Source organism: Isoptericola dokdonensis DS-3, from assembly GCF_001636295.1.
GTDB classification, from domain to species: Bacteria; Actinomycetota; Actinomycetes; order Actinomycetales; family Cellulomonadaceae; genus Isoptericola; species Isoptericola dokdonensis.
Map to the genome: position 1 here is coordinate 3,360,409 of NZ_CP014209.1, position 25,867 is coordinate 3,386,275.

Genomic DNA, 25,867 nt, shown 5'->3' on the forward strand with positions numbered 1-25,867 from the left:
GTGTCACACGCCCTCGGATGCTTTGCTACGCCTTTCGCCCTGCTTTCGCTACTCTTGAACCAGGCTGTATCGGACGTCGAGGTCCGGACACGACGGGAGGCGCGAGATGACACGTCCTGAGGTGGTTCTGGTCGGGGTGGACGGATCCCCGGCGAGCCTGCACGCCCTCGACTGGGCCGCGGCCTACGCGGAACGCGTGGGCTGGGGCATCCACGTCGTGTGCAGCTACTCGCTCCCGTCCTTCACCGCCGCGTCCCTGGACGGCGGGTACGCCGCCCTCGACGACACGGCGATCGCCGAGGGCGCCAAGGCCGTCCTCGCGGAGGCCGAGGCGCGGCTCGCGGGCCGCGGGCTGAACGTCCAGGGCAGCGTGGCGACCGGTGACGCCGCCGGCGTGCTGGTCGAGCTGTCCGCCGAGCACTGCCTGGCCGTCGTGGGCACGCGCGGCCGCGGCGGGTTCACCGAACGGCTGCTCGGCACCGTGTCCTCGGCGCTGCCGGCGCACGCCCACTGCCCGACCGTCGTCGTGCCCTACCGCGGCGGCGCCGACGACCCGGAGCGTCGCGACGGCGACGCCGTCCACGACGTGCACCGCATCGTCGTGGGGGTGGACGGGTCGCCGTCCGCCGAGGTGGCGCTGCGCCACGCCGTCCAGCAGGCCGAGACGTGGGGCGCGGAGCTCGTCGCCGTCGCCGGGGTGCCGCTCGGCACGGGTGCCGGGATGCTGGCGTGGCTGCCGTCGCAGATCGACCACGAACAGGTGCTCGACGACGTCAAGGCCGGTCTGGACGTCATCGTCGACCGGGTCGAGTCCGAGCACCCCGGCCTCGTGATCAAGCGGCACGTCCTCGACGGTTCCGGGGCGGAGCTGCTCACCGAGTTCTCCACGGCGGCCGACCTGGTCGTCGTCGGCTCCCGCGGCCGGGGCGGATTCCGCGGGCTGCTGCTGGGCTCGACCAGCCAGGCCGTGCTGCACCACTCCAAGTGCCCGGTGCTCGTCGTGACCCGGCGGTGCGACAAGGAGCTCCAGGCCGAGTCCGCCGCCTGACCCGGTATGACGCGACGGCCCCGGCGAGAGCTCGCCGGGGCCGTCGCGTCGTCGCGGGTGCGGTCAGTGCTTGGTGCGGTACAGGTGCATGGTGATCGGCGCGAAGACCGCGGTCATCACCACGGCGGAGACCAGCACGGTGACGACCTCGCCGGTGTCGGGGACGCCCGCCATGAGGCCACGGACCGCGGTGACGACGTGGGTGACCGGGTTGAGCTCGACGAACCGCTGCAGGCCGGACGGCATGGTGGCCGGGTCCACGAAGATGTTCGACGCGAACGTGAGCGGCATGAGCACCATCATCGACACGCCCATGACGGCGTTCGGGGTCCGGAGCAGCAGCCCGAGGATCGTGAAGATCCAGCTCAGCGCGAAGGCGAAGACCAGCAGCAGCGCGACCCCGGCGACGACGCCGACGAACCCGCCCTCGGGCCGGAACCCGAGGATCAGCCCGAGCCCGATGCACATGATCGACGCGATCGTGTACCGCACGGTGTCCCCGAGCAGCGCCCCGACGATCGGTGCCGGCCGCCAGATCGGCAGGGAGCGGAACCGGTCGAACACGCCCTTGGTGATGTCCGTGTTGAGCGTGTAGCCGGTGTACACGGTGACGATGACGATGGTCTGCACCAGGATGCCGGGCAGCAGGAACTGGATGTACGTCTGCGTGGACCCGGCCAGCGCCCCGCCGAACAGGTAGGTGAACATCAGCGTGAAGATGACGGGCGAGACGAGCACGTCGAAGAGCTGCTCGGGCACGTGCTTGATCTTCAGCAGGGCGCGCCACGCGAACGTCAGCGAGCAGGACACGGCGCTGGGCCGCGTCGGGTGGGACTCCAGGGCGACGGCCTCGCGCAGCGTGGTCGTGCTGATGTCGACGGCGGTCATCGGGACACCTCCTCGGCGACGGCGGGCTCGGCGTCCGGCTCGTCGGTGGGCAGGGGCTTGCCGGTCAGGGTGAGGAACACCTCGTCGAGGCTCGGCTGTCCGAGGGAGAACTCGGGCACGGCGATCCCTGCGTCGCCGAGGGCGGGCAGGACCTGGGCGACGAGGTGCGCGCCGTCGTCGGGCACGCGGGCGCTCAGCGCGTAGGGGTCGGTGGGGATCGCCGGCTCGGTGCCGAGGGTGCGGCGGACGATCTCGGCGGCCTCGGCGCGGCGTGCGGAGTCGGCGAGCCGCAGGTCGACCGAGCCCTCCCCGACGGAGCGCTTGAGCTCGCTCGGCGTGCCCTGGGCGATGAGCCGTCCGGAGTCGATGACGCCGATGCGGTCGGCGAGCTGGTCGGCCTCCTCCAGGTACTGCGTGGTGAGCAGCACGGTGGCGCCGTCGTCGACGAGCACCCGCACGATGTCCCAGACCTGGTTGCGGGAGCGGGGGTCGAGGCCGGTGGTGGGTTCGTCGAGGAACAGCACCCGCGGCGACAGCACGAGGGACGCCGCGAGGTCGATGCGGCGCCGCATGCCGCCGGAGTACGTCTTGACCTGACGGCCCCCCGCATCGGTGAGGCTGAACGCCTCGAGCAGGTCGGCCACGCGGGACTTCGCGGCGGGACCGCGGAAGCCGTAGAGCCGGGCCAGCATCAGCAGGTTCTCCGTGCCGGTGAGGTCCTCGTCCACCGACGCGTACTGCCCGGTGAGGCCGACGGCCCCACGGACGGCGTCGGCCTCCGCGACGACGTCGTGGCCCAGCACGCGCGCGGATCCGGCGTCGGCGCGCAGCAGGGTCGCGAGGATCCGCACGACCGTGGTCTTGCCGGCGCCGTTGGGCCCGAGCAGGCCGAAGACGCTGCCGGCGGGGACGGCCAGGTCGACGCCGTCGACGGCCTTGGTGGTCTTCTTGCCGGAGGTGAAGTGCTTGACGAGGCCCGTGGCCTCGACGGCGAGGGGCGGTGCGTCCGAAGCGTCGCTCATGGGGTTCTCCTCGGTGGTGTCCTTCCAAACTAGAACCTAGGACGAACCACCGACAGGGTTTTCATCGGTCCCGCAGCACCGCACGCACGAGGTCGAGGATCGCCGCGTCGTCCAGGCCGTCGCCGCGGGCCTGCTCGACGAACGACCGGGCGGACCGCACCAGCCCGCCGCTGCCAGCTCCCGTGCCGCCCTGACCTGCGCGGAGAGCGGCGTCGGCGGCGACGACGGTCCCGGTGCGGCGACGCGAGACGACGACCCCCGACTGCTCCAGCTCGCGGTAGGCGCGCTGCACGGTGCCGACGGCGATCCCCAGGTCGTGCGCGAGGGTGCGTGACGCCGGGAGGCGGTCCCCGGGGGCCAGGTCACCGACGGAGACGAGCCCGGCGACCTGGCTGCGGATCTGCTCGTACGCGGGGGTGGGGGAGGCCAGGTCGACCCGGATCCCGGTCATCGGGCCGCCTGGGCCGGGGAGGTCAGTGTCGTGCGTCGCGTCGCGCCGATCGCGCTCGCGGCGACCGAGCCGACTCCCACGACGAGCGCCAGGACGAGGGCGGCCGTACCGAGCCCGGTGAGCACCGGGTCGGTCACCGCCTGGGACAGGTCGCCCTCGGTGACGATCGTGGTGCTCGCGTTCCGGGCGGCCTGCCCGGCGACGGCCAGCACGAGGGCGGTGGCGCCGCCGACGCAGAGCTGGACGACGCCGAGGAGGCGGGTCGCCGACGTGCGGCGGAGGGCGTCGTCCTGCTCGTGGCCGAGCCCGTCGAGGGGGGCGCGGCGGGCGACGACGCGGAGCGCGACGACCAGGCACACCAGCGCGACGGCGAGGCCCGCGAGCATCGGCACCCCGTACGGCCACCCGGGGTAGGGGCCGGCGGCGCCCGACACGGTGCCGACGCCCGGTACGGGACGCTCGGGGGAGGCGACGGTGGTGCCGTCGCCCGCGGCGGTGACGCCGGTGACCACGAGGACGACGGCGAGCAGCGCCGACGTGGCCAGGAGGATGTCGATCCGCCGGCCGCAGAGACCACGGGTGGTCCGGCGGGTCAGGGTCGCCGTGCGGACCACCCCCTGCGGCCGGGGCCAGGTGAGCTCGCCCGCGACGCGGACGAGGCAGGCGACGGCGGCGACGGCGAACGGCCCGGCGGCCATCAGCACGCCCGCCGCGGTGGGGGTCGGCAGGAACGACGAGGTCCAGGTGACCGGCAGGGCGAGCACGCCGACGGCGGTGAGGAGCGCGGCGAGCACGGTGGACAGGGTGATGAGGGTGTCGTGGCGGCGCGCGGCCCGGACGGCGGTGACGTCGTGACGCCCCGCCACCGCCAGGACGACCCCGGCGAGCAGCGCGGGGACGACGACGACCAGCCCGAGCAGCACGACGACGGCGAACAGGGCCACGGTTCCTCCGGTTCATTGAGTCAATGAGTTGATGCAATCAACCATAGCGGAGGGCGGGGACGCGCGACGACGGGACCGGGCTATCGTGACGCCATGACCCTCACCGGCGCCGTCGAGCGCACCCCCGCCGCGACGCCGGAACGCCTCAACGCGACGTACCTCGCGCAGTGGGTCGCCACCCAGGCCGCCCGGTACCGGGTGCCGGGCGTGCAGTTCGCGGTCGCCGTCGACGACGAGGTCGTGCTCGACGGCGCGTGGGGCGTCACCGACCTCACGTCCGGCACGCCGCTGCGCCCCGACCACCTGTTCCGCGTCGCGTCGCACTCCAAGACGTTCACCGCCACCGCGGTCGCGCGGCTCGTCGACGCGGGCTCGCTGCGCTGGGACGACCCGATCGGCACCTACGTGCCCGAGCTCGACCGCACCGGCGTCGGGGAGGTCACGGTCCGCGAGGCCCTCGGCCACACCGGCGGGCTGCTGCGGGACGGTCGTGACGCCGACTTCTGGCAGCTCGGCCTGCCGTTCCCCGACCGCGCCGCCCTGCTCGACGCCGTCCTCACCGGCGGGGAGGTCCTCGGCCGCGGCGAGGCGTTCAAGTACTCCAACCTCGCCTACGGCCTGCTCGGGCTCGTCGTGGAGGCCGTCACGGGGGAGCGGTTCGCCGACCACGTGCACCGCGAGCTCCTCGCGCCCCTCGGCCTGGACGACACCTTCGGCGAGCTCGACGACGAGATCGTGCGCCGCGCCGTCGTCGGGCACAGCGCCCCCGCCCCCGCCGCGCCCGGCCTGCCCGTCGTGTTCGCCGACGGTCGCCTGCCGGTGGCCGCGACGACCACCGGTGCGCTCGCCGCCGCCACGGGCTTCTGCTCCACGGCCCGGGACCTGGTGCGCTGGGCCATGGCGCACTGCGACGGCTCGACCCTGCTGCGACCCGAGACGCGTCGGCTGCTCCAGCGCGAGGAGTCCGCGTTCGAGCGGCCGCACGCGCCGCGCCGCGCGTACGGCCTCGGCTTCGAGCTGCGCGACCTCGACGGGCGTCGGCTCGTCGGTCACTCGGGCGGCTTCCCCGGGCAGATCACCCGGACCTGGTTCGACCCGACCGCCCGCGTCGCGGTGTCCGTCCTGACGAACGCGATCGACGGTCCGGCCGACGCGATCGCGACGGGCCTGTTCGCGCTGGTCGCGGCGGCGCTCGGTGCCGACGCGGCGTCCGGCACCGACACCGGGGCCGACGGCACGGGCGACGACGCACGGCTCGCCGACCTCGACCGGTGGACCGGACGGTTCGCCAACCTGTGGGGCAGCACCGACGTCGTGCGTCTCGGCCACGACCTCTGGCTGATCGACCCGCGCCGCGCGGACCCGTTCGACGGCGCGGAGCGGCTGCGGGTCGACGGGGACGTCCTGCGACCCGAGACCCACGCCGGGTTCGGGCCCGTCGGGGAGCCGGTGCACGTCCTGCGCGATGGCGACGGCACGCCGAGCGGGGTCGTCGTGGGTGGCGTGACCTCCTGGCCGGCGGACGAGTTCGAGCGGCAGCGGCAGGCCAGCACCCGCCGCTGACCGACCGCACGACCGCACGACCGCGTGGCCGCGGGAACGCCCCACGGGCGCGGCCGACCACGTCGACCGCGCCCGCGGGCCCCCGGTGCCGTGACCGGACGGTCACGGCACCCGGGTCGGCTCAGCCCCGCCAGGGGCGCCAGCGGTCGGCGCCGGACAGGTACGCCTCGCGCGTGTGCTCGCGGGCCTCGGCGCGGGAGAGCTGCGGGCGGCCGTCGCCGGTCCCGGCGCCGGGCCCGTCGTTGCGGTGCTCGCGCAGGAAGTCGTCCTCCCACGCCCAGCCGCTCATGTCCGACCAGGCCGGGGTGCCGACGTGCGCACCCAGCCACGAGTCCCGCACCACCATCGACGGCTCCACCAGCGGGTTGCTGCTGGGGTGCCACGGACGGCCGAGGAACACCGACCCGGCGGCCGCGTCCGAGGTGAACCGGGAGTCCACGAAGAGGAACCCCCGGCCGCCGGGCACGGTCGCCGGAGCCGCGACGTAGCCGTTGACCTCCTGGCCGCGGTCGAGCGAGTGGATCCGCGAGTCCTCCACGACGAGCGTGCCGCCGCCGTAGACGAAGTCGACGTCGCCCTCGACGTAGGAGTCGGTCATCCACACGCGCGACGGCGTCGGCTTCGAGCCCGGGTCCGCCAGGTAGGTGTCCTGGTTGCCGAGCAGGCGGACGCCGTCCAGCACGATGCGGTCGCCGGACGTGCGCAGCGCGAGCGCCTGGCTGCCGCCGTTCGCGGCCTCGTCGTAGGCGTTCTCGATCGTGACGTCCCGCAGGGTGACGTCGTCGGCGAGCACCGACACGGTGGGGGACCCGGTGTGCCCCCAGGTGCCGCCGTAGAACTTGGTCTGCCCCGCCGCGAGGTCGTAGCTGATCACCACGTCCTGCGCGTCACGGGTCGCACCACGGATCGTCAGGTCGTCGGTGCCGGGCCAGATGCGCACCACCTCGCGGTACACGCCCGGGGCCACCACGACCTCGACGGGGTGGGCGGCGCGGGACGCGGCGCCGACGGCCGCGCCGATGCTCGCGTAGTCGCCCGTGCCGTCCAGGGCAACGGTGACGCGACGCTTCACCGTCTCGTCCCGGCCGAGCGGGCCCGCGTGCGCGCCGACGAGAGCGGCGACCGTGCCCACGGGGTCGGCGTCGTACGGGTAGAAGGTCGACGGGTCGAAGGTCGGGCCGGTGTCGTCCTTGCGGCCGCGGATGTTCGTGAACCGGTTGTCGCGCGAGTCGACGCGGGAGGCGGGGTCTTTCGCGACGATCGCGTCCTCGCCGTGCTCGTACACGCTCGACTCGACGACGAGCTGCGACGCGCCGCGCGACATCGTGCCGTAGTGGGTCTGGCCGGAGAACCAGTTGTTGTACAGGTGCCCGGCCGCGACGTTGTCGATGCTGGCGTTGCGCTGGAACGTGTTCGAGAACTCGTTGTGGTGCATCGTGATCGTCGTGACGACGTTGTCGGTCCAGCCGACGCCGACCGTCTTGTTGTGGTCGCGGAACTGGTTCCAGGACAGCGTCACGGCGGTGGAGTCCTTGCGGACGTCGACCTGGCCGTCGCCGAGCCGGGTGAACTCGTTGTGGTCGATCCACACGTGGGAGGACGTGTCGAGGCGGATGCCGTCGTTGTCGTTGTCGGGGTCCTTGCCGTCCCAGTCACCGGCGACGTACGAGTCGCGGAACGTCAGGTTGCGGACGATGACGTTGGAGACCTCGTCGAGGAAGAGCCCGCCGTCGACGATCTCGGGGTCGCGCCCGATCCCGGCGATGGTCTTGTCCGAGGCGACCTCGATCATGTCGCCGTCGCCGACCACGATCTCGCCCCGGACGAGGATGGTCAGCGGCCCGGCCGACGCGGCCTGCTCGGCGAGCTGGTCGGCGTCGCGCACGACGACGGTGCGTCCGCCCGCGCCGCCGGTCGTGCCGTGCGGGAGGTCGTCCGTCGCGGTGGAGGCGAAGCCGGTCGCGACGGGCGACCAGACGGGGCCGTCGACGGTGGTGGTGCCGGGCGCGCCGATGCGGTCCAGCAGCGCGCTGCCGGCCGCGGCCGGGTCGGGGGAGTCGGCCTCCGCGGCCTGCGCGCCAGGGGCGAGCAGGGTGAGTGCGAGCAGCGGTGCGCCGGCGGCGGCCACCAGGCGGGCGGTGTGACGGTGTCTCATCGGGGGTCTCCTTCGGTCGTGTCGCCGAGGACGACGACGTCGCGCAGGACGGTGCGCTCACCGGCGTCGCGCAGGGCGTAGGCGGGGCTCGGACCGGCCGCGCCGTCGTAGGTGTTGGCGAGGGTCAGGTCGCGCAGGGTGACGCGGTCCGCGAGGACGGTCAGGGTGGGGGTGTTCGCCCAGTCGCTGTCGGGCTTGTCGTAGGTGACGACGACGTCGGACGGGTCGCCGGTCGCGCCCCGGACCGTCAGCCGGTCGGCACCCGGCCAGAGGGTCACCACCTCGCGGTAGGTGCCGGGGCGGACGACGATCTCGACGGGGTGCGGGGTGCGGGCGGCCGCACCCACCGCCGCGTGGATCGACAGGAAGTCGCCGGCGCCGTCCTGGGCGACGACGACCCGCCGCGCCGCCCGCTCCGCCGTGCCGACGACCGGACCCGCGTGGCGGCTCAGCAGCCGCGGGACCGCACGGACGTCGTCGAGCCGGTAGGAGTAGTGGTCCGAGGCCTCGAACGTGGGCCCGGTCTCGGCGGGCGCCTCGCCCCACACGTCGCGGAACACGTTGCCGCGCTGGTGCACGTGGCCGCCGTCGTCCGCGATGAGCGGCTTGCGGGCGTGCTCGAACACGCTGGCCTCGACGAGCACCTGGGCCCCGCCGCGGGCGTTCATCCCGTACGAGCTGACGCCCGAGAGCCAGTTGTTGTACACGTGCCCGGCCGCGACGTTGTCCAGGCTGGCGTTGCGCTGGTGCACGTTGGTGAACCGGTTGTGGTGCAGCGTGATCGTCGTGACGACGTCGTCGGTCCAGCCGACGCCGACGGTCTTGTTGTGGTCGCGGAAGTGGTTCCAGGACAGGGTGACGGCGGTGGAGTCCTTGCGGACGTCGACCTGGCCGTCGCCGAGCCGGGTGAACTCGTTGTGGTCGATCCACACGTGGGACGAGGTGTCGATGCGGATGCCGTCGTTGTCGTTGTCCGACGCCTTGCCGTCCCAGTCGCCGGCGACGTACGAGTCGCGGAACGTCAGGTTGCGGACGACCACGTTGGAGACCCGGTCGAGGAAGAGCCCGCCGTCGACGAGCTCGCCGCCCGACGCGGCACCGGCGATGGTCTTGTCGGAGGCGACCTCGATCATGTCGCCGTCGCCGATCTCGATCGTGCCGTCGACGAGGATCGTCCGGGGTCCCTCGGCGGCGGCCTGCTCGGCGAGCGCGGCCGCGTCCCGCACGACGACGGTGCGTCCGCCCGCGCCGCCGGTCGTGCCGTGCGGCAGGTCGTCCGTCGCGGTGGAGGCGAAGCCGGTGGCGACGGGCGACCAGACGGGGCCGTCGGCGGTCGTCGTCCGGGGGGCGTGGAGCCGGCGCAGCAGCTCGTGACCGGCGGTCTCGTGACCGGCGGTCACGTGGGCGCTGCGCGGGGCCTCGGTCGCCGCGGGGGCCGCCTGCGCGGCCGGGGCGAGGAGGGTCAGCGCGAGGGTCGGCACGCCGAGGGCGGCGGTCCACCGCCGGGCGCGACGGGCACGGCCGGGGGGCCGGCGGGGTGGCCCGGAGCGGGGGTGTCGGACGGGGACGAAGGGCATCGTCGCGCCTCTCGTGAGACTTGGGCGTGGCCCTCAGGTCCGGGTCGGGCAGCGGTGCACGGAGGTCCTCGACATCGGCGTCGGGACCCTCAGACCTGTCGCGCGGTGCGTCCGGCTCGCCTCTGAAACCGGTTCCCGAAACGTAGCCGAGGAGGGTGCCTTCGTCAATAGTTCAGCGGGCGTGTCCAATGCTCAGGTCATCGCGAGCTGCACGTCGCCGCAGGTCAGGAGGGCTCGTCGCGGCGGCTCCGGGCGGCGGCGGCGTGCCAGAACACCAGGAACCGCGTCCCCGGCCGACGCTGCGGCCGGGGACGCGGTGCGGTCACGGCGGCTCAGACCGCCGCGCGCGCCGCCTCGAGCCGGGCGGTGGCGAGCTCCGCGACGTCGGCGGCGTCCGTGGCCCCGAGCCGCCGGTCGACCACGACCGCGACGACGCCGACGTCGAGCGACGTCCCGGCCGCGACCCGGCGGACCTCGTCCCACGCGAGCGCGGGCCCGACGCCGACGTAGTCGCCGACCCGGGCGAACCACGGGTCCGGCTTCTCGGCGGTCTGGACGAGGAGCAGCGTCGTCCAGGCCTCGCCGTCGCGGCGACGGACCGCGACCCACGGCGCCGTCGACCCGTGGACGGCCTCGCCGATGTTCCCCTCGGGGTCGATCGCGTCGGCGTCGGCGCCCGACGGCAGCCGCCAGAACAGGCCGCCGTACCCGGCGCCCGGTCGGCCGTTCGTCGCGGGGCTGCCGATGGTGACGTCCCGGCCACGGGCGTGCAGGACGCCGTCCCAGCGCAGCGCCCACGCGTCGACCTCGGGCATCGCGACGGCCGTGAGCAGGCGCTTCTCGGTGAGCTGCTGCTCGCCGTGCTCGTCGAGCCAGTGCACGTCCTGGCGCAGGGTCGCGCCGGCGTCCTGGACGGACGCCCCGGCGACCTGCTGGCGACCGTGGTTGGCGAGCAGCGTCGACCCCTGGTCGCGCACGAACGTGCGGCCGCCCCAGTGCGTCGTGCCGTCGACGTCCGCCACGGCCGTCGAGACGCCGTAGTGGTGCCGGTGGTCGACCGGGCTGACGACCGTCATGGGGACGCCCTGGAGGGAGTGCACGGGGTGCAGGTACGGCCGAGGGCTGTGCACGCCCGGCAGGTCGGTCCCGCGCGAGCACCGGGCCAGCACGCTGCCGTCGCCGGCGTCCAGCACCCAGCCGTCGTCCGCCGCGCTCCACAGCGGGCGGACCGCGGCGGGGGACGTGATGGCCCGTCCCGCGCGGTTGGTCGACGACACGGCCAGCCGGCGGTTCGGCGGCACCTGCCCCGTGCTGCCGCGCAGCGTGATCGCGGGCGTCACGACGTCCCCGTCGGCGTCCACGCCGAGCGGCGGCGCACCGGCTCCCCGGGTCATCCGGTCGTGCAGGAGCTGCCAGGCGCGGCGGCCCAGCTCGGCCTGCGGGACGGCCGCCGTCGTCAGCGGGGGTGCGGCGTACCGGGAGAGCTCGACGTCGTCGAAGCCCGTCACGGAGATGTCGCCCGGCACGGCGACGCCGGTCTCCCCGAGCCGGGCGAGGAGCCCGAGCGCGACGAGGTCGTTGTACGCGACGACGCCCGTCGCGCCGGTCGCCAGGACGGCGTCGGCGCAGCGGTAGCCCTCGTCGACGGTGGAGCCGACCGGCACGGTGGACACGCGCAGCCCGGGGAACCGTTCCCGGGCCTCGGCGAGCGTCGCGCGCCGCTCGGCGTCCGACGCGCTCGACGGCGGGCCGGCCGCGTACACGAGGTCACGGTGGCCGAGCGCGACGAGGTGGTCGACCATGCCGCGCACGCCGCTGGCGTGGTCGACGCGCACCGTCGGGACGCCCGCGCCCGGCAGGTGCCGGTTGATGAGCACGACGGGCTCGACCTGGGGGAGCAGCTCGCGCAACGCCTTCTCCGTCCCGCGGGGGGCCGCGAGGATCAGGGCGTCGCAGCGCTGCCGCGCCTCCAGGGCGACGGCCGACTCGTCGAGCGCGGCCTCCACGGTCTCCGCGACGAGCACGCGGTAGTCGTACCCGGCCGCGGCCGACATCGCCCCGCGCAGGATCTTCTGGAACAGCGGGTTGCCGAGGTCGGGGACGACGAGGGCGACCGTGTTCGTGCGACCCAGCGACAGGCTGCGGGCGAGCCTGCTGGGCCGGTACTCCAGGCGTTCGGCGGCCTCGCGGACCCGGCGCACGACGTCGGGGGACACCGTGTCGTGCCCGTTCATCACGCGGGAGACCGAGGCGCGGGACACCCCGGCGGCGGCGGCGACCTCGTCGATGGTCGGTCCGCCGGTGGCCCGTGGCATCAGGCGTCCTTCCCGGCCACCGTGACGCGCACGGGGCCGAAGTCCGCGCCGTCTGCGCCGGTCGCGGGCGTGCCGGCCGGCGCGCAGGCGAACAGGCCGACCTCGGCGCCGATCCAGTGGCCGACGACGGCCTGCCAACCGGGGGCGAGGGCCGTGGGTTCGGCGTCCTTCCCGGAGCCTGCCGGGTCGGCCCGCCAGGACCACGTGACGACGCCGTCGGCGTCGACGTCGGCCCGCAGCTCGACGGTGTCCGTCGCGACCTCGTGCCGCGCGACCGTCGTCTCGCCGTCGTCGGGGGTCCAGGTGCGCTGCACGACGGCGGTGCCGGCGGGCGTGCGCTCCAGGCCGAGCCAGGCGTACTCCCGGCCGAGCACGACGACGCCCGCGCGGGTGCCCTCGGTGTCGCCGGTCAGCGTGACGGTGGTCGTCCAGGTGCTGGGCCGCCCCGGGATCTGCTGGCAGAGCACCGCACCCTGCTCACGCAGGTTGCCGAGCGGCGACGGCTGCGCGGTCAGGCGGAGCGTGCCGTCGCCGGGGGCGTCGTGCCAGCCCGGCTGCGGGTTGGCCTGCCAGTGCCAGCGCGGTGCCAGCCCCGGGGTCGCGAAGTCGTCGGAACGCGACGGCTCGGCGTGCTCGCCGGCGCCGGTGGGCGTCGGGTGGGTCAGGACGGGCTGCCCGCGGCCGACGCGCGGGGCGCCGGTCGTGTCCCGGGGCTCGCCGTCGAGGTCGGCGCCGAGGCGCGGCCAGCCGTCGTCGTCCCAGCGCATCGGCTGGAGGTGCACGACCCGGCCGAACCGGCCCCGGTCCTGGAAGTGCAGGAACCAGTCGGTGCCGTCCGGGGTGTCGACCCAGGCACCCTGGTGCGGGCCGTTGACGTCCGTGGAGCCCTGCTCGAGCACGACGCGGTGCTCGTAGGGACCCCACACGCTGCGGGAGCGGAACGCGGTCTGCCAGCCGGTCGCCACCCCGCCGGCCGGCGCGAAGATCCAGTACCAGCCGTCACGCTGGTAGAGCTTGGGGCCCTCCAGCGTGCCGAAACCGGGCAGCGCGTCCCCGTCGACGACGGTGCGGGCGGGGCCGACGACGGTGCGCAGGTCGGCGTCGACCTCGACGACCGTCAGCCGGTTCTTCACCCCTGCGCGGCTCTTCGCCCAGCCGTGCACGAGGTAGGTGCGGCCGTCCTCGTCCCACAGCGGGCAGGGGTCGATGAGACCGCGGCCCGGCAGCAGGCACCACGGCTCGGACCAGGGACCGCGCGGGTCCTCCGCGGTGAGGACGAAGATGCCGTGGTCGGGGTCGGGGTAGACGATGACGAACCGGCCGTCGTGGTGGCGCAGGCTCGGGGCCCACACGCCGGAGCCGTGACGGGGGAGCGCGTAGTGCGCGGCCGGCGGGACGTGGGGCAGGGCGTTGGCCACGTGCTCCCAGGCCACGAGGTCGCGCGAGTGCAGCACCGGGAGCCCGGGCGCGCGGTTGAAGCTCGACGCGATCATCCAGTAGTCGTCGCCCACGCGGATCGCGTCGGGGTCCGGCCAGTCGGCGTCGAGGATCGGGTTGGGGTACGTGGTCATGAGGCCTTCCGTCACGTCGTCGGGACTTCCGACGGGCAACAGATGAGAAACCGGTTACGCCGTCGTGCCCGAATCGTAGCAAGGACGGCATCACACGAGTTTCACGCCCGCCGCACGACGGGCGCGCCCCGGCTGGGAGGCCTCAGAGGTCGAGCGGGTCCAGCCGCGGCGCGGGCAGCGGCAACGGCTCCTCGAGCGTCTCGACGTCCGCCGCCTCCGGCGCGAGCAGCCGCGTCACCGCCGCGTCGAGGTTCGCCCGGATCGCCGCCTCCAGGCCGTCGGCGTCCCGCGCCTCCAGGCGCTCCACGATGCCCGCGTGGGACTCGGCCGAGTCCCGGCGGACCGCGTACTCCTCGGCCACGGTGAAGCTCGCGATGCGGACCTCGACGATGAGGGTCGTCATCCAGCGCAGCAGCCACGGGTTGGCGCTCGCCGCCACCAGCGCCCAGTGCACGTTGAGGTCGGCGTCACCGATCCGCAGGGCGTCGCGGGTGGTGTCGGCGGCGACGAGGGCGTCGTGGGCGGCGCGGACCTCGGCGACCTGGGCGTCGGTGGCGTGGGCGACGGCGAGCCGCCCCGCGGTCACCTCGACCGTCGTGCGGGCGGCGTACAGCGGGCGCACGCGGTCGGCGCCGATCGTGCGGACCGACAGCCCGCGGCCCGGGGTGGCGACGACGAGCCCCTCGGCCACCAGGCGCTGGGCCGCCTCGCGGAAGGGCCCGCGGCTGACGCCCAGCTGGCCTGCCATCTCGACCTCGCGGATCGGGCTGCCGACGCGCAGCGCCCCCGAGAAGATCGCGTTGCGCAGCTCGCGGGTGATGAGGTCGACGGTCGACGGGCGGGTCACCGGCGACAGTGCCGGTGCGCCGCCGAGCGGGGGCGTCGTGGGCATGGAGCTCCTTCCAGGTCACGACCTGACAACGATCGTGGGGTGCGGCGGTGGCGCGCGGACCGACCCGCACCCCTGCATTCTCGCGTGTCAGGCGGGTGTCTCACGCCGTCCGAGACGATTGTAGACAATCAAACATGCGGACACACGGATTGTCGGATCGTCAGAATCTCGTTACCGTGGCGGACCGTCCGCACACCCAGCCCGCCGGACGCCCGGCGGGCCACGGAAGGAGACCCCCGTGCCGTCCACCCGGACCACGAACCGCCGCCGCGTGCTCACCGCGACCGGCTCCGTCCTCGCCCTCGCCGCGCTCACCGCCTGCACGTCCGTCGACGAGAACGGCGCCCCCGAGGGTGGCGAGTCCACGCTCGCCCAGCTCCAGGACGCCGGCGAGATCAACGTCGGCTTCTTCGGCGAGGTCCCCTACTCCTACGAGGAGGGTGGCGAGCTCACCGGCGCGACCATCGAGCTCGGCCGCGCCATCTACGGCGAGCTCGGCATCGACACCGTCTCCGGCACCCAGGTCGAGTGGAACGCACTCATCCCCGGCGTCCAGGCCGACCGGTTCGACGCCGTCAGCGCCGGGATGTCGATCCTCCCGGAGCGCTGCGAGCAGGCCGCGTTCGCCGAGCCCACGATCATGTACACCACGGCGTTCCTCGTCCCCGAGGGCAACCCGCAGGGCCTCACCGACTGGCAGTCGGTCGAGGGTGGCGACGTCACGCTCGCCGTCACCCAGGGCGCCATCGAGGCCGGCTACGCCGAGGAGACCGACGTCGACGCCATGGAGGTCCCCGACCGCCAGGCGGGCCTCGACGCCGTCGTCTCCGGCCGCGCCGACGCCTACGCCCTCACCGGCATCTCCCTGCGCTCCCTCGCCGAGGGTACCGACGCCCCGGTCGAGGCCACCGACGCCTTCATCGCCACCATCAACGGCGAGCCGCAGATCGGTGCCGGCGCCGAGGTGTTCCGTTCGGGCGACACCGAGCTCCTCGAGGCCTACAACGAGCAGCTCGCCCCGATCGTCGCCGACGAGGCCGCCTGGCTCGAGATCATGGAGCCCTTCGGCTTCAGCGCGGCCGAGATGCCGCCGGAGGGCCTGACCTCCGAGGCGCTCTGCGACCCCGACCAGGACCTCTCGGACCTCGCCGACGAGCTGGGGATGGACTACTGACGGCATGTCCGACGACATCCAGGAGCTGATCGAGAGGCTGCCCGATCTCGGCAGCAGCATTCTCGTCACACTGCAGATGACGGTCGGCGGGGCGCTCCTCGCGATGCTCGTCGCCGTCGTCCTCGGATTCGGCTCCCGCACCCGGTCGCTCTGGGTGCGCGGGCCGTCCCGCATCGTCGTGGAGTTCTTCCGCGGCACCTCGCTGGTGGTCCAGATCTTCTGGATCTTCTACGTGCTGCCGGTCTTCGGCTTCAAGATGGAGGCGCTCGCCGTCGCCGTCGTCGCGCTCGGCCTCAACTACGGCGCCTACGCGTCGGAGGTCGTGCGAGGGTCGATCGCGTCCGTGCCGCAGGGGCAGTGGGAGGCCTGCACCGCGCTGAACATGGGCTGGTTCCACAAGATCCGGCGCGTGATCTTCCCGCAGGCCTGGGCGCTGATGATCCCGCTGCTGGCCAACCTGCTCATCCAGCTCGTCAAGGGGTCTGCGCTGGCGTACTACATCACTCTCCACGACGTGAACTTCTGGACGGTCGAGCTGCGCAAGGCCACGAGCGACACGCTCTTCAGTTACGGCGCGGGCCTCGTCGTCTACTTCGTCATCGCGTACCTGCTGACCTGGGGCATGAACCTGCTCGAGGAGCGGGCGAAGCGCCGCCTCGGTCGGGGCACCCGCCCGTCGTTGCGTGAGACGTTCGGGCTCCGGCCCGCGTCGAGCCCGCGGCTGGCCAACCTCCCGACGGCACCGAACGGCGGGGGAGGGGGTGCGGCATGAACGACTCCATCTGGGACTGGGAACGCGCCTGGGAGGTGCTGCCCGACCTGCTCGACGGACTGGTCATCACCATCCTGGCCACCGTCGTCGGCATGGTGATCGCCTCGATCCTGGGTCTGTTCATCGCCCTGGCGATGCGCACGTCGACCCGGTGGATCCGAGGCCCTCTGCGACTCGTCGTCGACTTCATCCGGATGACGCCGCTGCTCGTCCAGCTCGTGTTCGTCTACCTGCTGTCGCCGCCGGAGGTCCCCGCGCTCGTCATCGGGTGCGGCGTGCTCGGGGTGCACTACGCGACCTACATGTCCGAGGTCTACCGGGCCGGCATCGAAGCGGTGCCCCCGGGGCAGTGGGAGGCGGCCACCGCGCTGAACATGGCGCGCGGCCGCACCTGGCGGGCCGTGATCCTGCCGCAGGCGGTCCGCAACACGCTGCCCGGCCTGGGCAACTACGCCATCTCCATGTTCAAGGAGACACCGTTCCTCTTCGCCATCGGCATCGTCGAGATGTACACGCAGGCGCAGAGCTTCGGGGCCAACACGTTCTCGTACATCGAGCCGCTGACGATGGTGGGGCTGCTCTTCCTCATCATCAGCTACCCGACGTCGCTGCTCGTGCGCAGGATGGAGATCCGTCTTGCCTGAACCGACCATCTCCCCAGGGAGCCAGACCATGACCACACCCTCGGACGGCACGCCTGCCATCGAGTTCCGCGACGTCACCAAGCGGTTCGGCGACAACACCGTCCTGGACGGGTTGAACTTCACCGTGCCGCAGGGGCAGCGCATCACGCTGATCGGTCCCTCGGGCTCCGGCAAGACGACGATCCTGCGGCTCCTCATGACCCTGGAGGAGCTCAGCGGTGGCCTCATCCTCATCGACGGGGACCCGTACACGCACGAGTACAAGGGCGACAAGTGGGTCTCCGTCCCCGAGAAGCGTCGCCGTGTGGTGCGCAACCGGGTGGGGATGGTGTTCCAGCAGTTCAACCTGTTCCCCAACATGACCGTGCTGGAGAACATCATCGAGTCGCCGGTGCACGTGCTGCGCAAGTCCAAGGACGAGGCGATCGCCGACGCCGAGCGGCTGCTGGAGAAGGTCGGGATGACCGACAAGCGGGACTTCCGCACCAACCAGCTCTCCGGCGGTCAGCAGCAGCGCGTGGCCATCGCCCGCGCGCTGGCGATGGACCCGGAGATCCTGCTGCTCGACGAGGTCACCTCGGCCCTCGACCCGGAGATCGTCGCGGACGTGCTCGGCGTGCTCAAGGAGATCGCCGACACCACCGACATCACCATGCTGCTGGTCACGCACGAGATGCAGTTCGCCCGCGAGGTGTCGGACCGCGTCCTGATGTTCGACCAGGGTCAGATCGTCGAGGAGGCCGACCCCGAGACGATGTTCACCAACCCGTCCCACGAGCGGACCCAGGAGTTCCTCAAGGCCGTCCTCGGCTGAGCTCCCGGGCCGGGCCGGGCACGTCGCGGTCCGGACGGTGTCCCGTACGACGAAGGGCGGCCCCCACGGGGGCCGCCCTTCGTCGTGCCCGGCGCCCGGTGTCAGCGGGACGCGGACTGCGCGAGCTCGGCCGCGGCGAGCAGGATGCAGGTCGCGACGCCGTCCATCGCGGCCTCGACCTCCGCCAGCGGCGGCATCGACGGCGCGAGGCGGATGTTCCGGTCCGCCGGGTCCTGGCCGTAGGGGAACGTCGCACCCGCCGGGGTCAGCGCGATGCCGGCCTCCTTCGCGAGCTGGACGACGCGCGCCGCCGTGCCCGGCACGACGTCGACCGACACGAAGTAGCCGCCCTGCGGGTCCGTCCAGGTGGCCACGCCCGCGTCGCCGAGACGCTCGGCGAGGATCCGCGTCACGGCGGAGAACTTCGGCGCGAGGATCTGCCGGTGGGCGTCCATGTGGGCGCGCACGCCCGCCGCGTCGCCGAAGAACAGCGCGTGGCGGAGCTGGTTGACCTTGTCCGGGCCGATCGACCGGAACGACAGGTGCTCCTTGAACCAGGCGATGTTGGCCGGCGACGACGCGAGGAACGAGACGCCCGCCCCCGCGAACGTGATCTTCGACGTGGAGGCGAACATGACGACGCGGTCCGGGTTCCCGGCCTGGGCGGCGAGCTCGATCGCGTTCGCCGTCTTCGTCGCGTGCTCGGTCAGGTGGTGCACCGCGTACGCGTTGTCCCAGAGGATGCGGAAGTCCGGTGCGGCCGCCGGCATCGACGCCAGCCGGCGCGCGACCGCCTCGGACACGACCGCGCCGTCCGGGTTCGCGTACGTCGGCACGACCCACAGGCCCTTGACGGACGGGTCGTGGGCGACCAGTGCCGCCACCGCCTCGGCGTCCGGGCCGTCCGGCGTCATGGGGACGGTCACCATCCGGATGCCCAGCTCCTCGCAGATCGCGAAGTGCCGGTCGTAGCCCGGCACCGGGCAGACGAACGTGATCGGCCCCTGCTGGGACCAGGGGCCCTCCCCGCCGGGGACGCCGAACAGCAGCGCCTGCACGAGGGTGTCCCACATGAGACGCAGCGACGCGTTGTCCTGCGCGAGGAGCTGGGCCGTCGGCACGCCGAGGAGCTCGGCGAAGATCTCGCGCAGCTCCGGCAGGCCGTCCAGCCCGCCGTAGTTGCGCACGTCCGTGCCGCCGGCGGTGTGCACGCCCTCGCCGGGCAGCGCCAGCAGCGGCTCCGACAGGTCGAGCTGTTCGGCGGACGGCTTGCCCCGCGTCAGGTCCAGACGCAGGTCACGGGCCTGGAGGGCGGTGTAGAGCTCGCGCAGCTCGGGCAGGCGGGCGGCGAGCGCGGGGTCGACGGCGGCATCGGTCGCAGGTGAGGTGCTCACGACCCCGAGACTACGCGCCCCGCCGTGCCGCCGTCGTCGTCGACCACGCACAGGGACACGCGCCCGCGACGTGCCGGAACCTCAACCCTCGATCGTGTCCGCGCGGTGCTCCACCAGCCAGGGGAAGTGCTCCGGCGGCGGCCCGAACGCCGTCCGTGACTGCCCGACCACCCCGTGGCCCAGCGCGCGCCCGCCCGCGAACCCGACGACCGCGCCCACCCCGAACGGGATCATGCGCCCGAGGGCCAGGGTGCCGTACTTCGCCGCGTACTTGCGCAGGAACTTGTGCGCCAGGACCTTGTTCACCCGCCGGATGCTCGACTGCGGCATGGACGTCAGCAGCACCTTGCCCCACGCGACCTGCGACCCGGCCGCCGCGCGCTCGACGTCCCGCGCGCCGGAGTCGCCGAGCACGGACGCGAGCAGCAGCGCCCGCCGCCGTCCGACGTCGTCGATCTCGATGCCGTGGACGTCCGCGACGGCGAGGGAGAACGCCGCCGACGACGCGAAGAACGTCGCGACGTCGCTCGTGGTGAGGACCGCGGCGGCCGTCGTGCCGACCGCGGGAGCGGCGGCCGCCGCCCCGACGGCACCACCCGTCGTCGACACGAGCGTCAGGTACTCCTTCTCCAGGATCTGGATGATCCGTGCCGGGCCGGCCTCCGGGTTGCGGCGGCGCAGGGAGTCGACGTGCTTGTGGATCGCCGCCGACGGGATCGTCACGGACTTGTCGAGCAGCGCGTCCAGCAGCGGCGTCGGCCGGTACCGGGTCCAGGACTCGACCTCCTGGCCCGACGCCTCGGCGGCGTCCGGGCCCTGCTCGGGGGCGCCCGTGCCCCGGGCGTCGCGGGATTGCCTCATGCCCGCGACACTACCCGCCGGCGCCGACGGCCTCCTCGCGTGACGCCTGCGCCAGCCGTCCGACCAGGTCGTCCGGGATCGGTCGGCGCGGCGTGAAGGTGATGCCGGTCTTCGTCGACCGGAGGCCGGCGGCCGCGATCTCCTCGGCGTGCCCGGCGACGGCGCCCGGGAGCACGTACAGCCCGCACTGCTTGCTGAACGCCGCATAGCTCGCGACGACCGTGCCGTCGATGCTGAACCCCGGCATGTCGTACGCCACGATCTCGTCCGCCTCCGGCAGGGCGCGCGACAGCAGGGTGCGCAGCCGCTCCAGCGAGGGCCGGAAGGCCTCGGGCGCCGCGGCGACGTAGGCGTCGTGGTCGGTCGGCCTCGTCATGGGGTGATCACGCTCCGGCGCCGTCGGACAGGTCGCGGGCGAGGCGGCGCAGCGAGACGTGCAGCAGCAGCCGCAGGACGACGCCGACCGCCAGGGCGTTGAGGCGCCGCGGCCACGGACCCGCCAGGTACGCCTCCTCCCACCACACGACCCGGCAACGGCCCGCGTCCACCGGGACGACGTCGAACCCGGCGTCGCCCCGCAGGAAGGGGCCGTCCTTGCGCACCCGCGTGCGGCCCACGCCGTCCGGGCCTGCCGGCGGCTCCACGGCCGTCACCGTCATCCGGTCCGGGAAGCCGCGGCCGGTACGGCGGGCGAACGGACCCGTCACCATCGTGAACGGCTCCCCGACGCGGGGCGCCGCGGCGTGCTCGCTCGCGATCACCGTCATCGGGATCCACCGCGGGTGCGTGCGCGGGTCCGCCACGCACGCGAACGCCGTCGCCGCGTCCGTCGCCACGAGCCGGGACGCCTCCACGCGGTACGGGGCCGCCGTCATCGGACCGCTCGGTCCTCGGACCCGGCGCCGGACGCGTCGTCGGCCGGCTGCTCGAACGTCGCCGGCGGCACCAGCGCGCCCGCCTTGAGCGTGCGCCCCACCGTGCACGCCCGGTCGATCGACCGCTGCGCCAGCAGCAGCGTCTTGTTGCGGGACTGCTCGTCGAGGCTCGACAGGTCGATCTCGAACTTCTCCGTCAGGACCGGGTAGAGGTCCTGCTCCATGTCCTTCGGGTCCTCCACACGGATCGTGACCCGGTAGTCGTCGCCGAGCACGCGCGAGAACTTCGTGTCGCTCGACATGCCCGCGCACGCCGCGAGCGCGATCTTCAGCAGCTCGCCGGGCGTGAACACCGCGCCGGAGGACGCCGGCCCGATCTCGACGCTCGCGCCCCGCGCGGTGTACCCGCGGTACGTGCGCGTGCCGGTGCGCTCCACCCACAGCGGGTCCGTCGGCGTGGGGGTCACGGCAGGGGCGTCGTCGGCGGTCAGCTTCTCGTCGGTCATGCCCCGATCCTCGCACCGACGTCGGACCCGGCGCGACGGCGTCCGTCACACCGCCGCCCCCGCGCGAGCATGCGGTGACGGTGCCACGATCGGGGGATGAGCGCACGCGACCGGTCCGACGTCGGGAGCGGCAAGATCCTGCCCGAGGAGCTGAGCGCCGCCGGACACCCCGCGGACCCCGAGCCCGAGATCCACCCCGAGCGGCACTGGGTGACCGGACCGGACGTCGCCGCGGCCGAGCGGCGCACCCAGCCCGCCGGGACCGGCGCCGGGGAGCACGCCCCCGTCGAGAGCGGGGCGCACTTTCGCGGGGCACCCGACGACGCGGTGGCCGAGCCCGTGGAGATGAGGCGTCCGCCGCGGCACGGCGCGGGGGAGCGCTGACTCGCGCCGGGCTGTGCTGACTGGCGCCGTCGTGCGCTGACTGGCGCCGGCGTGCGCTGACTCGCGACGGGCTGTGCTGACTCGCGCCATCGTGTGCTGGCTCGACGGTCAGCGGTCCAGGAGGGCGTGGGTGCGCTCGACCGCGGCGGCACGGTGCGCGCGGGACGTCCAGGCGCGGGCGTCGGCCGAGGTCGGGACGAGCTGGAGGTGCGCGGCGGCGTCGCGCAGGGACAGCGCGTCGAGGGTCGTGCGGCCGACGCGCACCGTCCCCGTGGCGACGGGCGCGGGCAGGGTCACCCACCAGCGGGGCGCGTCGTCGCCGCGCACCCACAGCTCGACCCGGTCGGGCAGGAACGCGTAGACGACGTGCTCGCGGTCCGAGGTGTCCGGCGGCAGGCCGCGCGTCCCGGCGCGCAGCGAGCGCGCCTCCGCGGTGAGCGCCGCCGTCGGGCGCCCCACCACCAGCGGGACCCCGGGCCGCAGGTGCTCCACCCGCCGCACCTGCCCCCGCACCCGCGCCGCCACCACGCCGGACCAGGTGAGCACGGCCAGCGCCGCGACCACCAGGAGCACGCCGACGAGGGCGAGCACCCCCGGGTCGCCGAGCCGCCTGCCGATCAGCCCCGCGTACAGCAGCACGATCAGGACGCTCACGGTGGCGGCGAGGGCGCCGGTCGTCACGAGGGGGCGGGACCGCATGGCGCCACCGTAGCGTCGGACGCGCCTCGTAGGATCGTCGCCATGAGTGCAACCCCGGCCGCGGTCGTCCCGACGCCCTACGAGGACCTCCTGCGTGACGTGCTGGAGCACGGCACGCACAAGGACGACCGGACGGGGACGGGCACGACCAGCGTGTTCGGTCGGCAGATCCGCTACGACCTCTCCCAGGGGTTCCCGCTGATCACCACCAAGCGGGTGCACCTCCGCTCCATCGCGTACGAGCTGCTGTGGTTCCTGCGCGGCGACTCGAACGTTCGCTGGCTGCAGGAGCGCGGCGTGAGCATCTGGGACGAGTGGGCGGACGCCGACGGCGAGCTCGGCCCCGTGTACGGGGTCCAGTGGCGGTCGTGGCCGACGCCGGACGGCCGGCACGTGGACCAGATCGCCCAGGTGATCGAGCAGATCCGCACGAACCCGGACTCGCGCCGGCACGTCGTGTCCGCGTGGAACGTCGCGGAGATCTCCAACATGGCGCTGCCGCCGTGCCACCTGCTGTTCCAGTTCTACGTGGCGGACGGCCGGCTGAGCTGCCAGCTCTACCAGCGGTCGGCCGACCTCTTCCTCGGGGTGCCGTTCAACATCGCGTCCTACGCGCTGCTCACGCACATGGTGGCCGCGCAGACCGGCCTCGAGGTGGGCGACTTCGTGTGGACGGGCGGCGACTGCCACGTCTACGACAACCACCTGGAGCAGGTGCGCACCCAGCTCACCCGGGAACCGCTCCCGTACCCGACGCTCCGCCTGGCGCCGCGGGACTCGATCTTCGACCACGAGCTCGAGGACGTCGAGGTGCTCGGGTACGAGCACCACCCCGCGATCAAGGCGCCCGTCGCCGTATGAGGGACGGGACGTCGGTCGGGCTGATCTGGGCGCAGGCGCGCGACGCGCAGGGGCGGCCCGTCATCGGGGCGGCGGGCGCGATCCCGTGGCACGTCCCGGAGGACTTCGCGCACTTCCGCCGCACCACCTCCGGGCACCCGGTGGTGATGGGGCGTCTCACCTGGGAGTCCCTGCCGCCACGCTTCCGCCCGCTGCCGGGCCGCACCAACGTGGTCGTGAGCCGCAGCGGGCGGCCCGTGGACGGCGCCCTGGTCGCGTCGACGGTCGCCGAGGCGCTGGACGTCGCCGCGGCGGCGCCGGGCGGCGACGAGGTCTGGGTGATCGGCGGCGGGCAGGTCTACGCCGCCGCGCTGGCGCTCGCGGACCGCTGCGTCGTCACGGAGGTCGACACCGTCGTCGACGGGGACGCTTTCGCCCCGGTGCTCGACCCTGACGCCTGGGGACCGGTCGGCGACGTCGGCGACGACTGGTCCGCGTCCTCGGGCACGGCCAGGTTCCGCGTCCGGACGCACGGGCGCCGCTGACCTGCGGCGACGCCCTGTCGCGGCGTGGGACGGCCGCCGTCGGCGGGCTGCCCGGGGCTTCGCCGGGCGCGGATTGTGCCTGGTCGAGGGCCGACTTGGCAAGCGTTTGCCCATCGCGCGAATCGTGCTGTACCTTCACCTGAAACCGGTTACCGGGCGCTGGCGCTCGGAACCACGAACGGCTCGAGGACGAGCACGGAAGGGCGCACCGATGGTGGTTGTGACGGACGCAGGAGCCGCGCGATGAGCGCGACGACGGCATCGAAGGCGGCGGCGGCAGCGGCCACCGGAACCCCGGTGCGCGCGAGCCTCCCCGGAGGCGGCACCCCCAGGAAGCGGACCAGCGCGCTGCTCAAGCACCGCACGCTGTACCTCATGGCGGTCCCCGGGATCCTCTACTTCCTGGTGTTCAAGTACGCCCCCATGGGCGGCCTGGTCATCGCCTTCCAGGACTACCTGCCGTTCCTCGGCATCGCCGACAGCCCCTGGGTGGGTTTCGAGCACTTCGTGCGCTTCTTCACCGAGGACACGTTCTTCCTGCTGCTGCGCAACACCATCATCATCTCGCTGCTGATGCTGGTGTTCGCGTTCCCGGTGCCGATCATCCTGGCGCTGCTGCTCAACGAGGTCCGCACCCGGTCCTTCCAGCGCACCATCCAGTCGGTGATCTACCTGCCGCACTTCCTGTCCTGGGTCATCGTCGTCTCGATCTTCTACGTGATGCTCTCCACCGACGGCGGCAGCATCAACAACCTCATCGTCGCGGCCGGCTTCGACCCCGTCCCGTTCCTCACGGACCCCGACTGGCTGCGGCCGATGTACATCATGCAGGAGATCTGGAAGGGCGCCGGCTGGGGCACCATCGTCTACCTCGCGGCCATGACCGCGGTCGACACCCAGCTCTACGAGGCCGCTGAGCTCGACGGCGCCAACCGGCTGCGCCAGACCTGGCACATCACCCTGCCGGCGATCCGCCCCACCATCATCGTCATGTTCATCCTGGCGATCGGCGACTTCCTCGAGCTCGGGTTCGAGCACATGTACCTCGTGCTGAACTCCCTCAACCGCGAGGTCGGCGAGATCTTCGACACCTACGTGTACACCGCGGGCATCCAGAACGGCCAGCTCAGCTACGCCTCCGCCGTCGGCCTCTTCAAGGGCCTCGTCGGTCTCGTGCTCGTGGTCATGGCCAACAAGATGGCCAAGCGCTTCGGCGAGGAGGGCGTCTACTGACGCCCCCGGCGTCAGGACGACGGCACCACGATGTTCTCCTTCGAAGGATTCGTCCGGATCAACACGGCCGCCACCGCCGTGTACCGCCTCGCGTACCTCAACCTCCTGTGGGTCGCGACGACGGTGCTCGGCCTCGGGGTGGTCGGGTTCGGGCCCGCGTCGTACGCGCTCGCCGCGTACCTGGACCGCTGGGTGCGGCACGGCGAGACCCCGCCGCCCGCCCGGACGTTCTGGCGGTCCGTGCGTGAGCGGACGTGGCACACGATCCTCGTCGGCTGGATCCTGCTCGGCGCCGGCGCGATCGTCGTCACCAACGTCCTGCGCTCCCCGGACGGTACCGTGCGCGCGCTCAACGTCGTCGCGCTCGTCGTCCTCGTGGTGGTCGCCGCCTACGTGTTCCCCGTGATGGCCGCGACCGACATCACGTCGGTCCCGCGCCAGCTCGGTGCCGCGCTGCTGCTCGGCTTCGGCTCCCTGCACTGGACCGTGCTCGGCGGGACCGTCGTCGCGGTCACCACGTGGCTGCTGTGGAGCTTCGCCACCCCGCTGCTGCTGCTCTTCGGGGCCGGCGTCCCGGCGCTCGTCGTCGCGCTGGTCACCCGCATCGTCTTTCGACCCCTGGTGGAGAGCCCGGCGCTGCCGGGCCGCACCATGCACCACCCCCTCGACACGCCTGTGACGGAGCAGGCGTCATGAAAGG

At 73.4% G+C, this 25,867-nt stretch carries 26 protein-coding genes; 11 read left to right on the plus strand and 15 right to left on the minus strand.

Annotation, left to right across the window (positions count from 1 at the left end; genetic code table 11):
* Positions 1-106 precede the first annotated feature (106 nt).
* The gene (locus I598_RS15390; protein ID WP_068203911.1) at positions 107-1,048 is read left to right on the plus strand and encodes a universal stress protein; all 942 of its coding nucleotides are present in this window, start codon (positions 107-109) and stop codon (positions 1,046-1,048) included.
* A 63-nt stretch (positions 1,049-1,111) separates the two neighbouring features.
* Here the strand turns inward: I598_RS15390 and I598_RS15395 are convergent, their stop codons facing one another.
* The 4 genes from I598_RS15395 to I598_RS15410 all read right to left on the minus strand — a co-directional run bounded on the left by I598_RS15395 (position 1,112) and on the right by I598_RS15410 (position 4,353).
* Positions 1,112-1,936, minus strand: a complete 825-nt coding sequence (locus I598_RS15395; RefSeq protein ID WP_068203913.1) for an ABC transporter permease — start codon at positions 1,934-1,936, stop codon at positions 1,112-1,114.
* Positions 1,933-2,958 (minus strand): ATP-binding cassette domain-containing protein, encoded by a 1,026-nt coding sequence (locus I598_RS15400; RefSeq protein ID WP_068203915.1) that lies wholly within the window; start codon positions 2,956-2,958, stop codon positions 1,933-1,935. Before I598_RS15400 ends, I598_RS15395 begins: the two co-directional genes overlap by 4 nt.
* Before the next feature lie 61 nt (positions 2,959-3,019).
* Positions 3,020-3,409, minus strand: coding sequence for a GntR family transcriptional regulator (locus I598_RS15405; protein ID WP_068203917.1), 390 nt, complete (start codon positions 3,407-3,409; stop codon positions 3,020-3,022).
* Positions 3,406-4,353: a hypothetical protein gene (locus I598_RS15410; protein WP_068203919.1), complete on the minus strand. Its 948-nt coding sequence runs from the start codon at positions 4,351-4,353 to the stop codon at positions 3,406-3,408. Before I598_RS15410 ends, I598_RS15405 begins: the two co-directional genes overlap by 4 nt.
* 93 nt (positions 4,354-4,446) lie before the next feature.
* Between I598_RS15410 and I598_RS15415 the strand changes: the two genes are divergently transcribed.
* The gene (locus I598_RS15415) at positions 4,447-5,916 is read left to right on the plus strand and encodes a serine hydrolase domain-containing protein (protein ID WP_068203920.1); all 1,470 of its coding nucleotides are present in this window, start codon (positions 4,447-4,449) and stop codon (positions 5,914-5,916) included.
* Positions 5,917-6,037: 121 nt separating this feature from the next.
* On the opposite strand, the gene I598_RS15420 is transcribed toward I598_RS15415, so the two are convergent.
* The 5 genes from I598_RS15420 to I598_RS15440 all read right to left on the minus strand — a co-directional run bounded on the left by I598_RS15420 (position 6,038) and on the right by I598_RS15440 (position 14,426).
* The gene (locus I598_RS15420; protein ID WP_157557266.1) at positions 6,038-8,071 is read right to left on the minus strand and encodes a pectinesterase family protein; all 2,034 of its coding nucleotides are present in this window, start codon (positions 8,069-8,071) and stop codon (positions 6,038-6,040) included.
* Positions 8,068-9,648, minus strand: a complete 1,581-nt coding sequence (locus I598_RS15425) for a pectinesterase family protein (RefSeq protein WP_083973393.1) — start codon at positions 9,646-9,648, stop codon at positions 8,068-8,070. The genes I598_RS15420 and I598_RS15425 overlap by 4 nt, the downstream gene beginning before the upstream one ends.
* A 332-nt stretch (positions 9,649-9,980) precedes the next feature.
* Positions 9,981-11,963 carry a DUF6807 family protein gene (locus I598_RS15430; RefSeq protein WP_068203923.1) on the minus strand — a complete coding sequence of 661 codons (1,983 nt, stop codon included), beginning with the start codon at positions 11,961-11,963 and terminating at the stop codon, positions 9,981-9,983.
* Positions 11,963-13,534, minus strand: a complete 1,572-nt coding sequence (locus I598_RS15435) for a glycoside hydrolase family 43 protein (RefSeq protein ID WP_068203925.1) — start codon at positions 13,532-13,534, stop codon at positions 11,963-11,965. Before I598_RS15435 ends, I598_RS15430 begins: the two co-directional genes overlap by 1 nt.
* Positions 13,535-13,676: 142 nt before the next feature.
* Positions 13,677-14,426 carry a GntR family transcriptional regulator gene (locus I598_RS15440; protein WP_068203927.1) on the minus strand — a complete coding sequence of 250 codons (750 nt, stop codon included), beginning with the start codon at positions 14,424-14,426 and terminating at the stop codon, positions 13,677-13,679.
* A gap of 238 nt (positions 14,427-14,664) precedes the next feature.
* On the opposite strand from I598_RS15440, the gene I598_RS15445 reads away from it, so the two are divergent.
* From I598_RS15445 to I598_RS15460, 4 genes are read left to right on the plus strand one after another with little or no spacing between them, the layout of a single operon-like run.
* Entirely contained in the window at positions 14,665-15,600 is a 936-nt protein-coding gene (locus I598_RS15445; RefSeq protein WP_068203929.1) for a transporter substrate-binding domain-containing protein, read from the plus strand.
* Positions 15,601-15,604: 4 nt separating this feature from the next.
* Positions 15,605-16,372 carry an amino acid ABC transporter permease gene (locus I598_RS15450; protein ID WP_068203932.1) on the plus strand — a complete coding sequence of 256 codons (768 nt, stop codon included), beginning with the start codon at positions 15,605-15,607 and terminating at the stop codon, positions 16,370-16,372.
* Positions 16,369-17,016 carry an ectoine/hydroxyectoine ABC transporter permease subunit EhuD gene (gene ehuD, locus I598_RS15455; protein ID WP_068203934.1) on the plus strand — a complete coding sequence of 216 codons (648 nt, stop codon included), beginning with the start codon at positions 16,369-16,371 and terminating at the stop codon, positions 17,014-17,016. Before I598_RS15450 ends, ehuD begins: the two co-directional genes overlap by 4 nt.
* Positions 17,017-17,044: 28 nt before the next feature.
* Positions 17,045-17,830 (plus strand): amino acid ABC transporter ATP-binding protein, encoded by a 786-nt coding sequence (locus I598_RS15460; RefSeq protein WP_068203935.1) that lies wholly within the window; start codon positions 17,045-17,047, stop codon positions 17,828-17,830.
* A gap of 101 nt (positions 17,831-17,931) precedes the next feature.
* Here I598_RS15460 and I598_RS15465 read toward each other — a convergent pair whose 3' ends face one another.
* The 5 genes from I598_RS15465 to I598_RS15485 form a co-directional block, all read right to left on the minus strand.
* Entirely contained in the window at positions 17,932-19,224 is a 1,293-nt protein-coding gene (locus I598_RS15465) for an aspartate aminotransferase type Ic (protein WP_068203936.1), read from the minus strand.
* Between the two features lie 81 nt (positions 19,225-19,305).
* Positions 19,306-20,085, minus strand: a complete 780-nt coding sequence (locus I598_RS15470) for a hypothetical protein (RefSeq protein ID WP_232314189.1) — start codon at positions 20,083-20,085, stop codon at positions 19,306-19,308.
* A gap of 10 nt (positions 20,086-20,095) precedes the next feature.
* Positions 20,096-20,461: an iron chaperone gene (locus tag I598_RS15475; protein ID WP_068203938.1), complete on the minus strand. Its 366-nt coding sequence runs from the start codon at positions 20,459-20,461 to the stop codon at positions 20,096-20,098.
* Positions 20,462-20,468: 7 nt separating this feature from the next.
* A complete protein-coding gene (locus I598_RS15480) occupies positions 20,469-20,960 on the minus strand; it encodes an SRPBCC family protein (RefSeq protein WP_068203940.1) in 492 nt (163 codons plus the stop codon).
* Positions 20,957-21,466, minus strand: a complete 510-nt coding sequence (locus tag I598_RS15485) for an OsmC family protein (protein WP_068203942.1) — start codon at positions 21,464-21,466, stop codon at positions 20,957-20,959. Before I598_RS15485 ends, I598_RS15480 begins: the two co-directional genes overlap by 4 nt.
* Positions 21,467-21,562: 96 nt before the next feature.
* Between I598_RS15485 and I598_RS15490 the strand changes: the two genes are divergently transcribed.
* Positions 21,563-21,850, plus strand: a complete 288-nt coding sequence (locus I598_RS15490) for a hypothetical protein (protein WP_068203944.1) — start codon at positions 21,563-21,565, stop codon at positions 21,848-21,850.
* A gap of 108 nt (positions 21,851-21,958) precedes the next feature.
* On the opposite strand, the gene I598_RS15495 is transcribed toward I598_RS15490, so the two are convergent.
* The gene (locus I598_RS15495; protein WP_068203946.1) at positions 21,959-22,549 is read right to left on the minus strand and encodes a hypothetical protein; all 591 of its coding nucleotides are present in this window, start codon (positions 22,547-22,549) and stop codon (positions 21,959-21,961) included.
* Between the two features lie 42 nt (positions 22,550-22,591).
* Between I598_RS15495 and I598_RS15500 the strand changes: the two genes are divergently transcribed.
* The 4 genes from I598_RS15500 to I598_RS15515 all read left to right on the plus strand — a co-directional run bounded on the left by I598_RS15500 (position 22,592) and on the right by I598_RS15515 (position 25,863).
* Positions 22,592-23,410, plus strand: a complete 819-nt coding sequence (locus I598_RS15500; RefSeq protein ID WP_068203947.1) for a thymidylate synthase — start codon at positions 22,592-22,594, stop codon at positions 23,408-23,410.
* Positions 23,407-23,934 carry a dihydrofolate reductase gene (locus tag I598_RS15505; RefSeq protein WP_068203948.1) on the plus strand — a complete coding sequence of 176 codons (528 nt, stop codon included), beginning with the start codon at positions 23,407-23,409 and terminating at the stop codon, positions 23,932-23,934. The genes I598_RS15500 and I598_RS15505 overlap by 4 nt, the downstream gene beginning before the upstream one ends.
* 243 nt (positions 23,935-24,177) lie before the next feature.
* Entirely contained in the window at positions 24,178-25,167 is a 990-nt protein-coding gene (locus I598_RS15510) for an ABC transporter permease (protein WP_083973394.1), read from the plus strand.
* A gap of 30 nt (positions 25,168-25,197) precedes the next feature.
* On the plus strand, positions 25,198-25,863 hold the full coding sequence (locus tag I598_RS15515; protein ID WP_068203949.1) for a YesL family protein: 666 nt from the start codon (positions 25,198-25,200) through the stop codon (positions 25,861-25,863).
* Positions 25,864-25,867: the final 4 nt, after the last annotated feature.

What these genes read in the sequence shown, in the direction of transcription:
- I598_RS15510 (WP_083973394.1), top strand. Translation starts at nt 24,178, where the DNA reads ATGAGCGCGACGACGGCATCGAAGGCGGCGGCGGCAGCGGCCACCGGA.
- I598_RS15495 (WP_068203946.1), bottom strand. Translation starts at nt 22,549, where the DNA reads ATGCGGTCCCGCCCCCTCGTGACGACCGGCGCCCTCGCCGCCACCGTG.
- I598_RS15400 (WP_068203915.1), bottom strand. Translation starts at nt 2,958, where the DNA reads ATGAGCGACGCTTCGGACGCACCGCCCCTCGCCGTCGAGGCCACGGGC.
- ehuD (WP_068203934.1), top strand. Translation starts at nt 16,369, where the DNA reads ATGAACGACTCCATCTGGGACTGGGAACGCGCCTGGGAGGTGCTGCCC.
- I598_RS15405 (WP_068203917.1), bottom strand. Translation starts at nt 3,409, where the DNA reads ATGACCGGGATCCGGGTCGACCTGGCCTCCCCCACCCCCGCGTACGAG.
- I598_RS15475 (WP_068203938.1), bottom strand. Translation starts at nt 20,461, where the DNA reads ATGACGAGGCCGACCGACCACGACGCCTACGTCGCCGCGGCGCCCGAG.
- I598_RS15430 (WP_068203923.1), bottom strand. Translation starts at nt 11,963, where the DNA reads ATGCCACGGGCCACCGGCGGACCGACCATCGACGAGGTCGCCGCCGCC.
- I598_RS15485 (WP_068203942.1), bottom strand. Translation starts at nt 21,466, where the DNA reads ATGACCGACGAGAAGCTGACCGCCGACGACGCCCCTGCCGTGACCCCC.
- I598_RS15435 (WP_068203925.1), bottom strand. Translation starts at nt 13,534, where the DNA reads ATGACCACGTACCCCAACCCGATCCTCGACGCCGACTGGCCGGACCCC.
- I598_RS15515 (WP_068203949.1), top strand. Translation starts at nt 25,198, where the DNA reads ATGTTCTCCTTCGAAGGATTCGTCCGGATCAACACGGCCGCCACCGCC.
- I598_RS15470 (WP_232314189.1), bottom strand. Translation starts at nt 20,085, where the DNA reads ATGAGGCAATCCCGCGACGCCCGGGGCACGGGCGCCCCCGAGCAGGGC.
- I598_RS15425 (WP_083973393.1), bottom strand. Translation starts at nt 9,648, where the DNA reads ATGCCCTTCGTCCCCGTCCGACACCCCCGCTCCGGGCCACCCCGCCGG.
- I598_RS15420 (WP_157557266.1), bottom strand. Translation starts at nt 8,071, where the DNA reads ATGAGACACCGTCACACCGCCCGCCTGGTGGCCGCCGCCGGCGCACCG.
- I598_RS15490 (WP_068203944.1), top strand. Translation starts at nt 21,563, where the DNA reads ATGAGCGCACGCGACCGGTCCGACGTCGGGAGCGGCAAGATCCTGCCC.
- I598_RS15415 (WP_068203920.1), top strand. Translation starts at nt 4,447, where the DNA reads ATGACCCTCACCGGCGCCGTCGAGCGCACCCCCGCCGCGACGCCGGAA.
- I598_RS15440 (WP_068203927.1), bottom strand. Translation starts at nt 14,426, where the DNA reads ATGCCCACGACGCCCCCGCTCGGCGGCGCACCGGCACTGTCGCCGGTG.
- I598_RS15450 (WP_068203932.1), top strand. Translation starts at nt 15,605, where the DNA reads ATGTCCGACGACATCCAGGAGCTGATCGAGAGGCTGCCCGATCTCGGC.
- I598_RS15500 (WP_068203947.1), top strand. Translation starts at nt 22,592, where the DNA reads ATGAGTGCAACCCCGGCCGCGGTCGTCCCGACGCCCTACGAGGACCTC.
- I598_RS15460 (WP_068203935.1), top strand. Translation starts at nt 17,045, where the DNA reads ATGACCACACCCTCGGACGGCACGCCTGCCATCGAGTTCCGCGACGTC.
- I598_RS15505 (WP_068203948.1), top strand. Translation starts at nt 23,407, where the DNA reads ATGAGGGACGGGACGTCGGTCGGGCTGATCTGGGCGCAGGCGCGCGAC.
- I598_RS15395 (WP_068203913.1), bottom strand. Translation starts at nt 1,936, where the DNA reads ATGACCGCCGTCGACATCAGCACGACCACGCTGCGCGAGGCCGTCGCC.
- I598_RS15480 (WP_068203940.1), bottom strand. Translation starts at nt 20,960, where the DNA reads ATGACGGCGGCCCCGTACCGCGTGGAGGCGTCCCGGCTCGTGGCGACG.
- I598_RS15390 (WP_068203911.1), top strand. Translation starts at nt 107, where the DNA reads ATGACACGTCCTGAGGTGGTTCTGGTCGGGGTGGACGGATCCCCGGCG.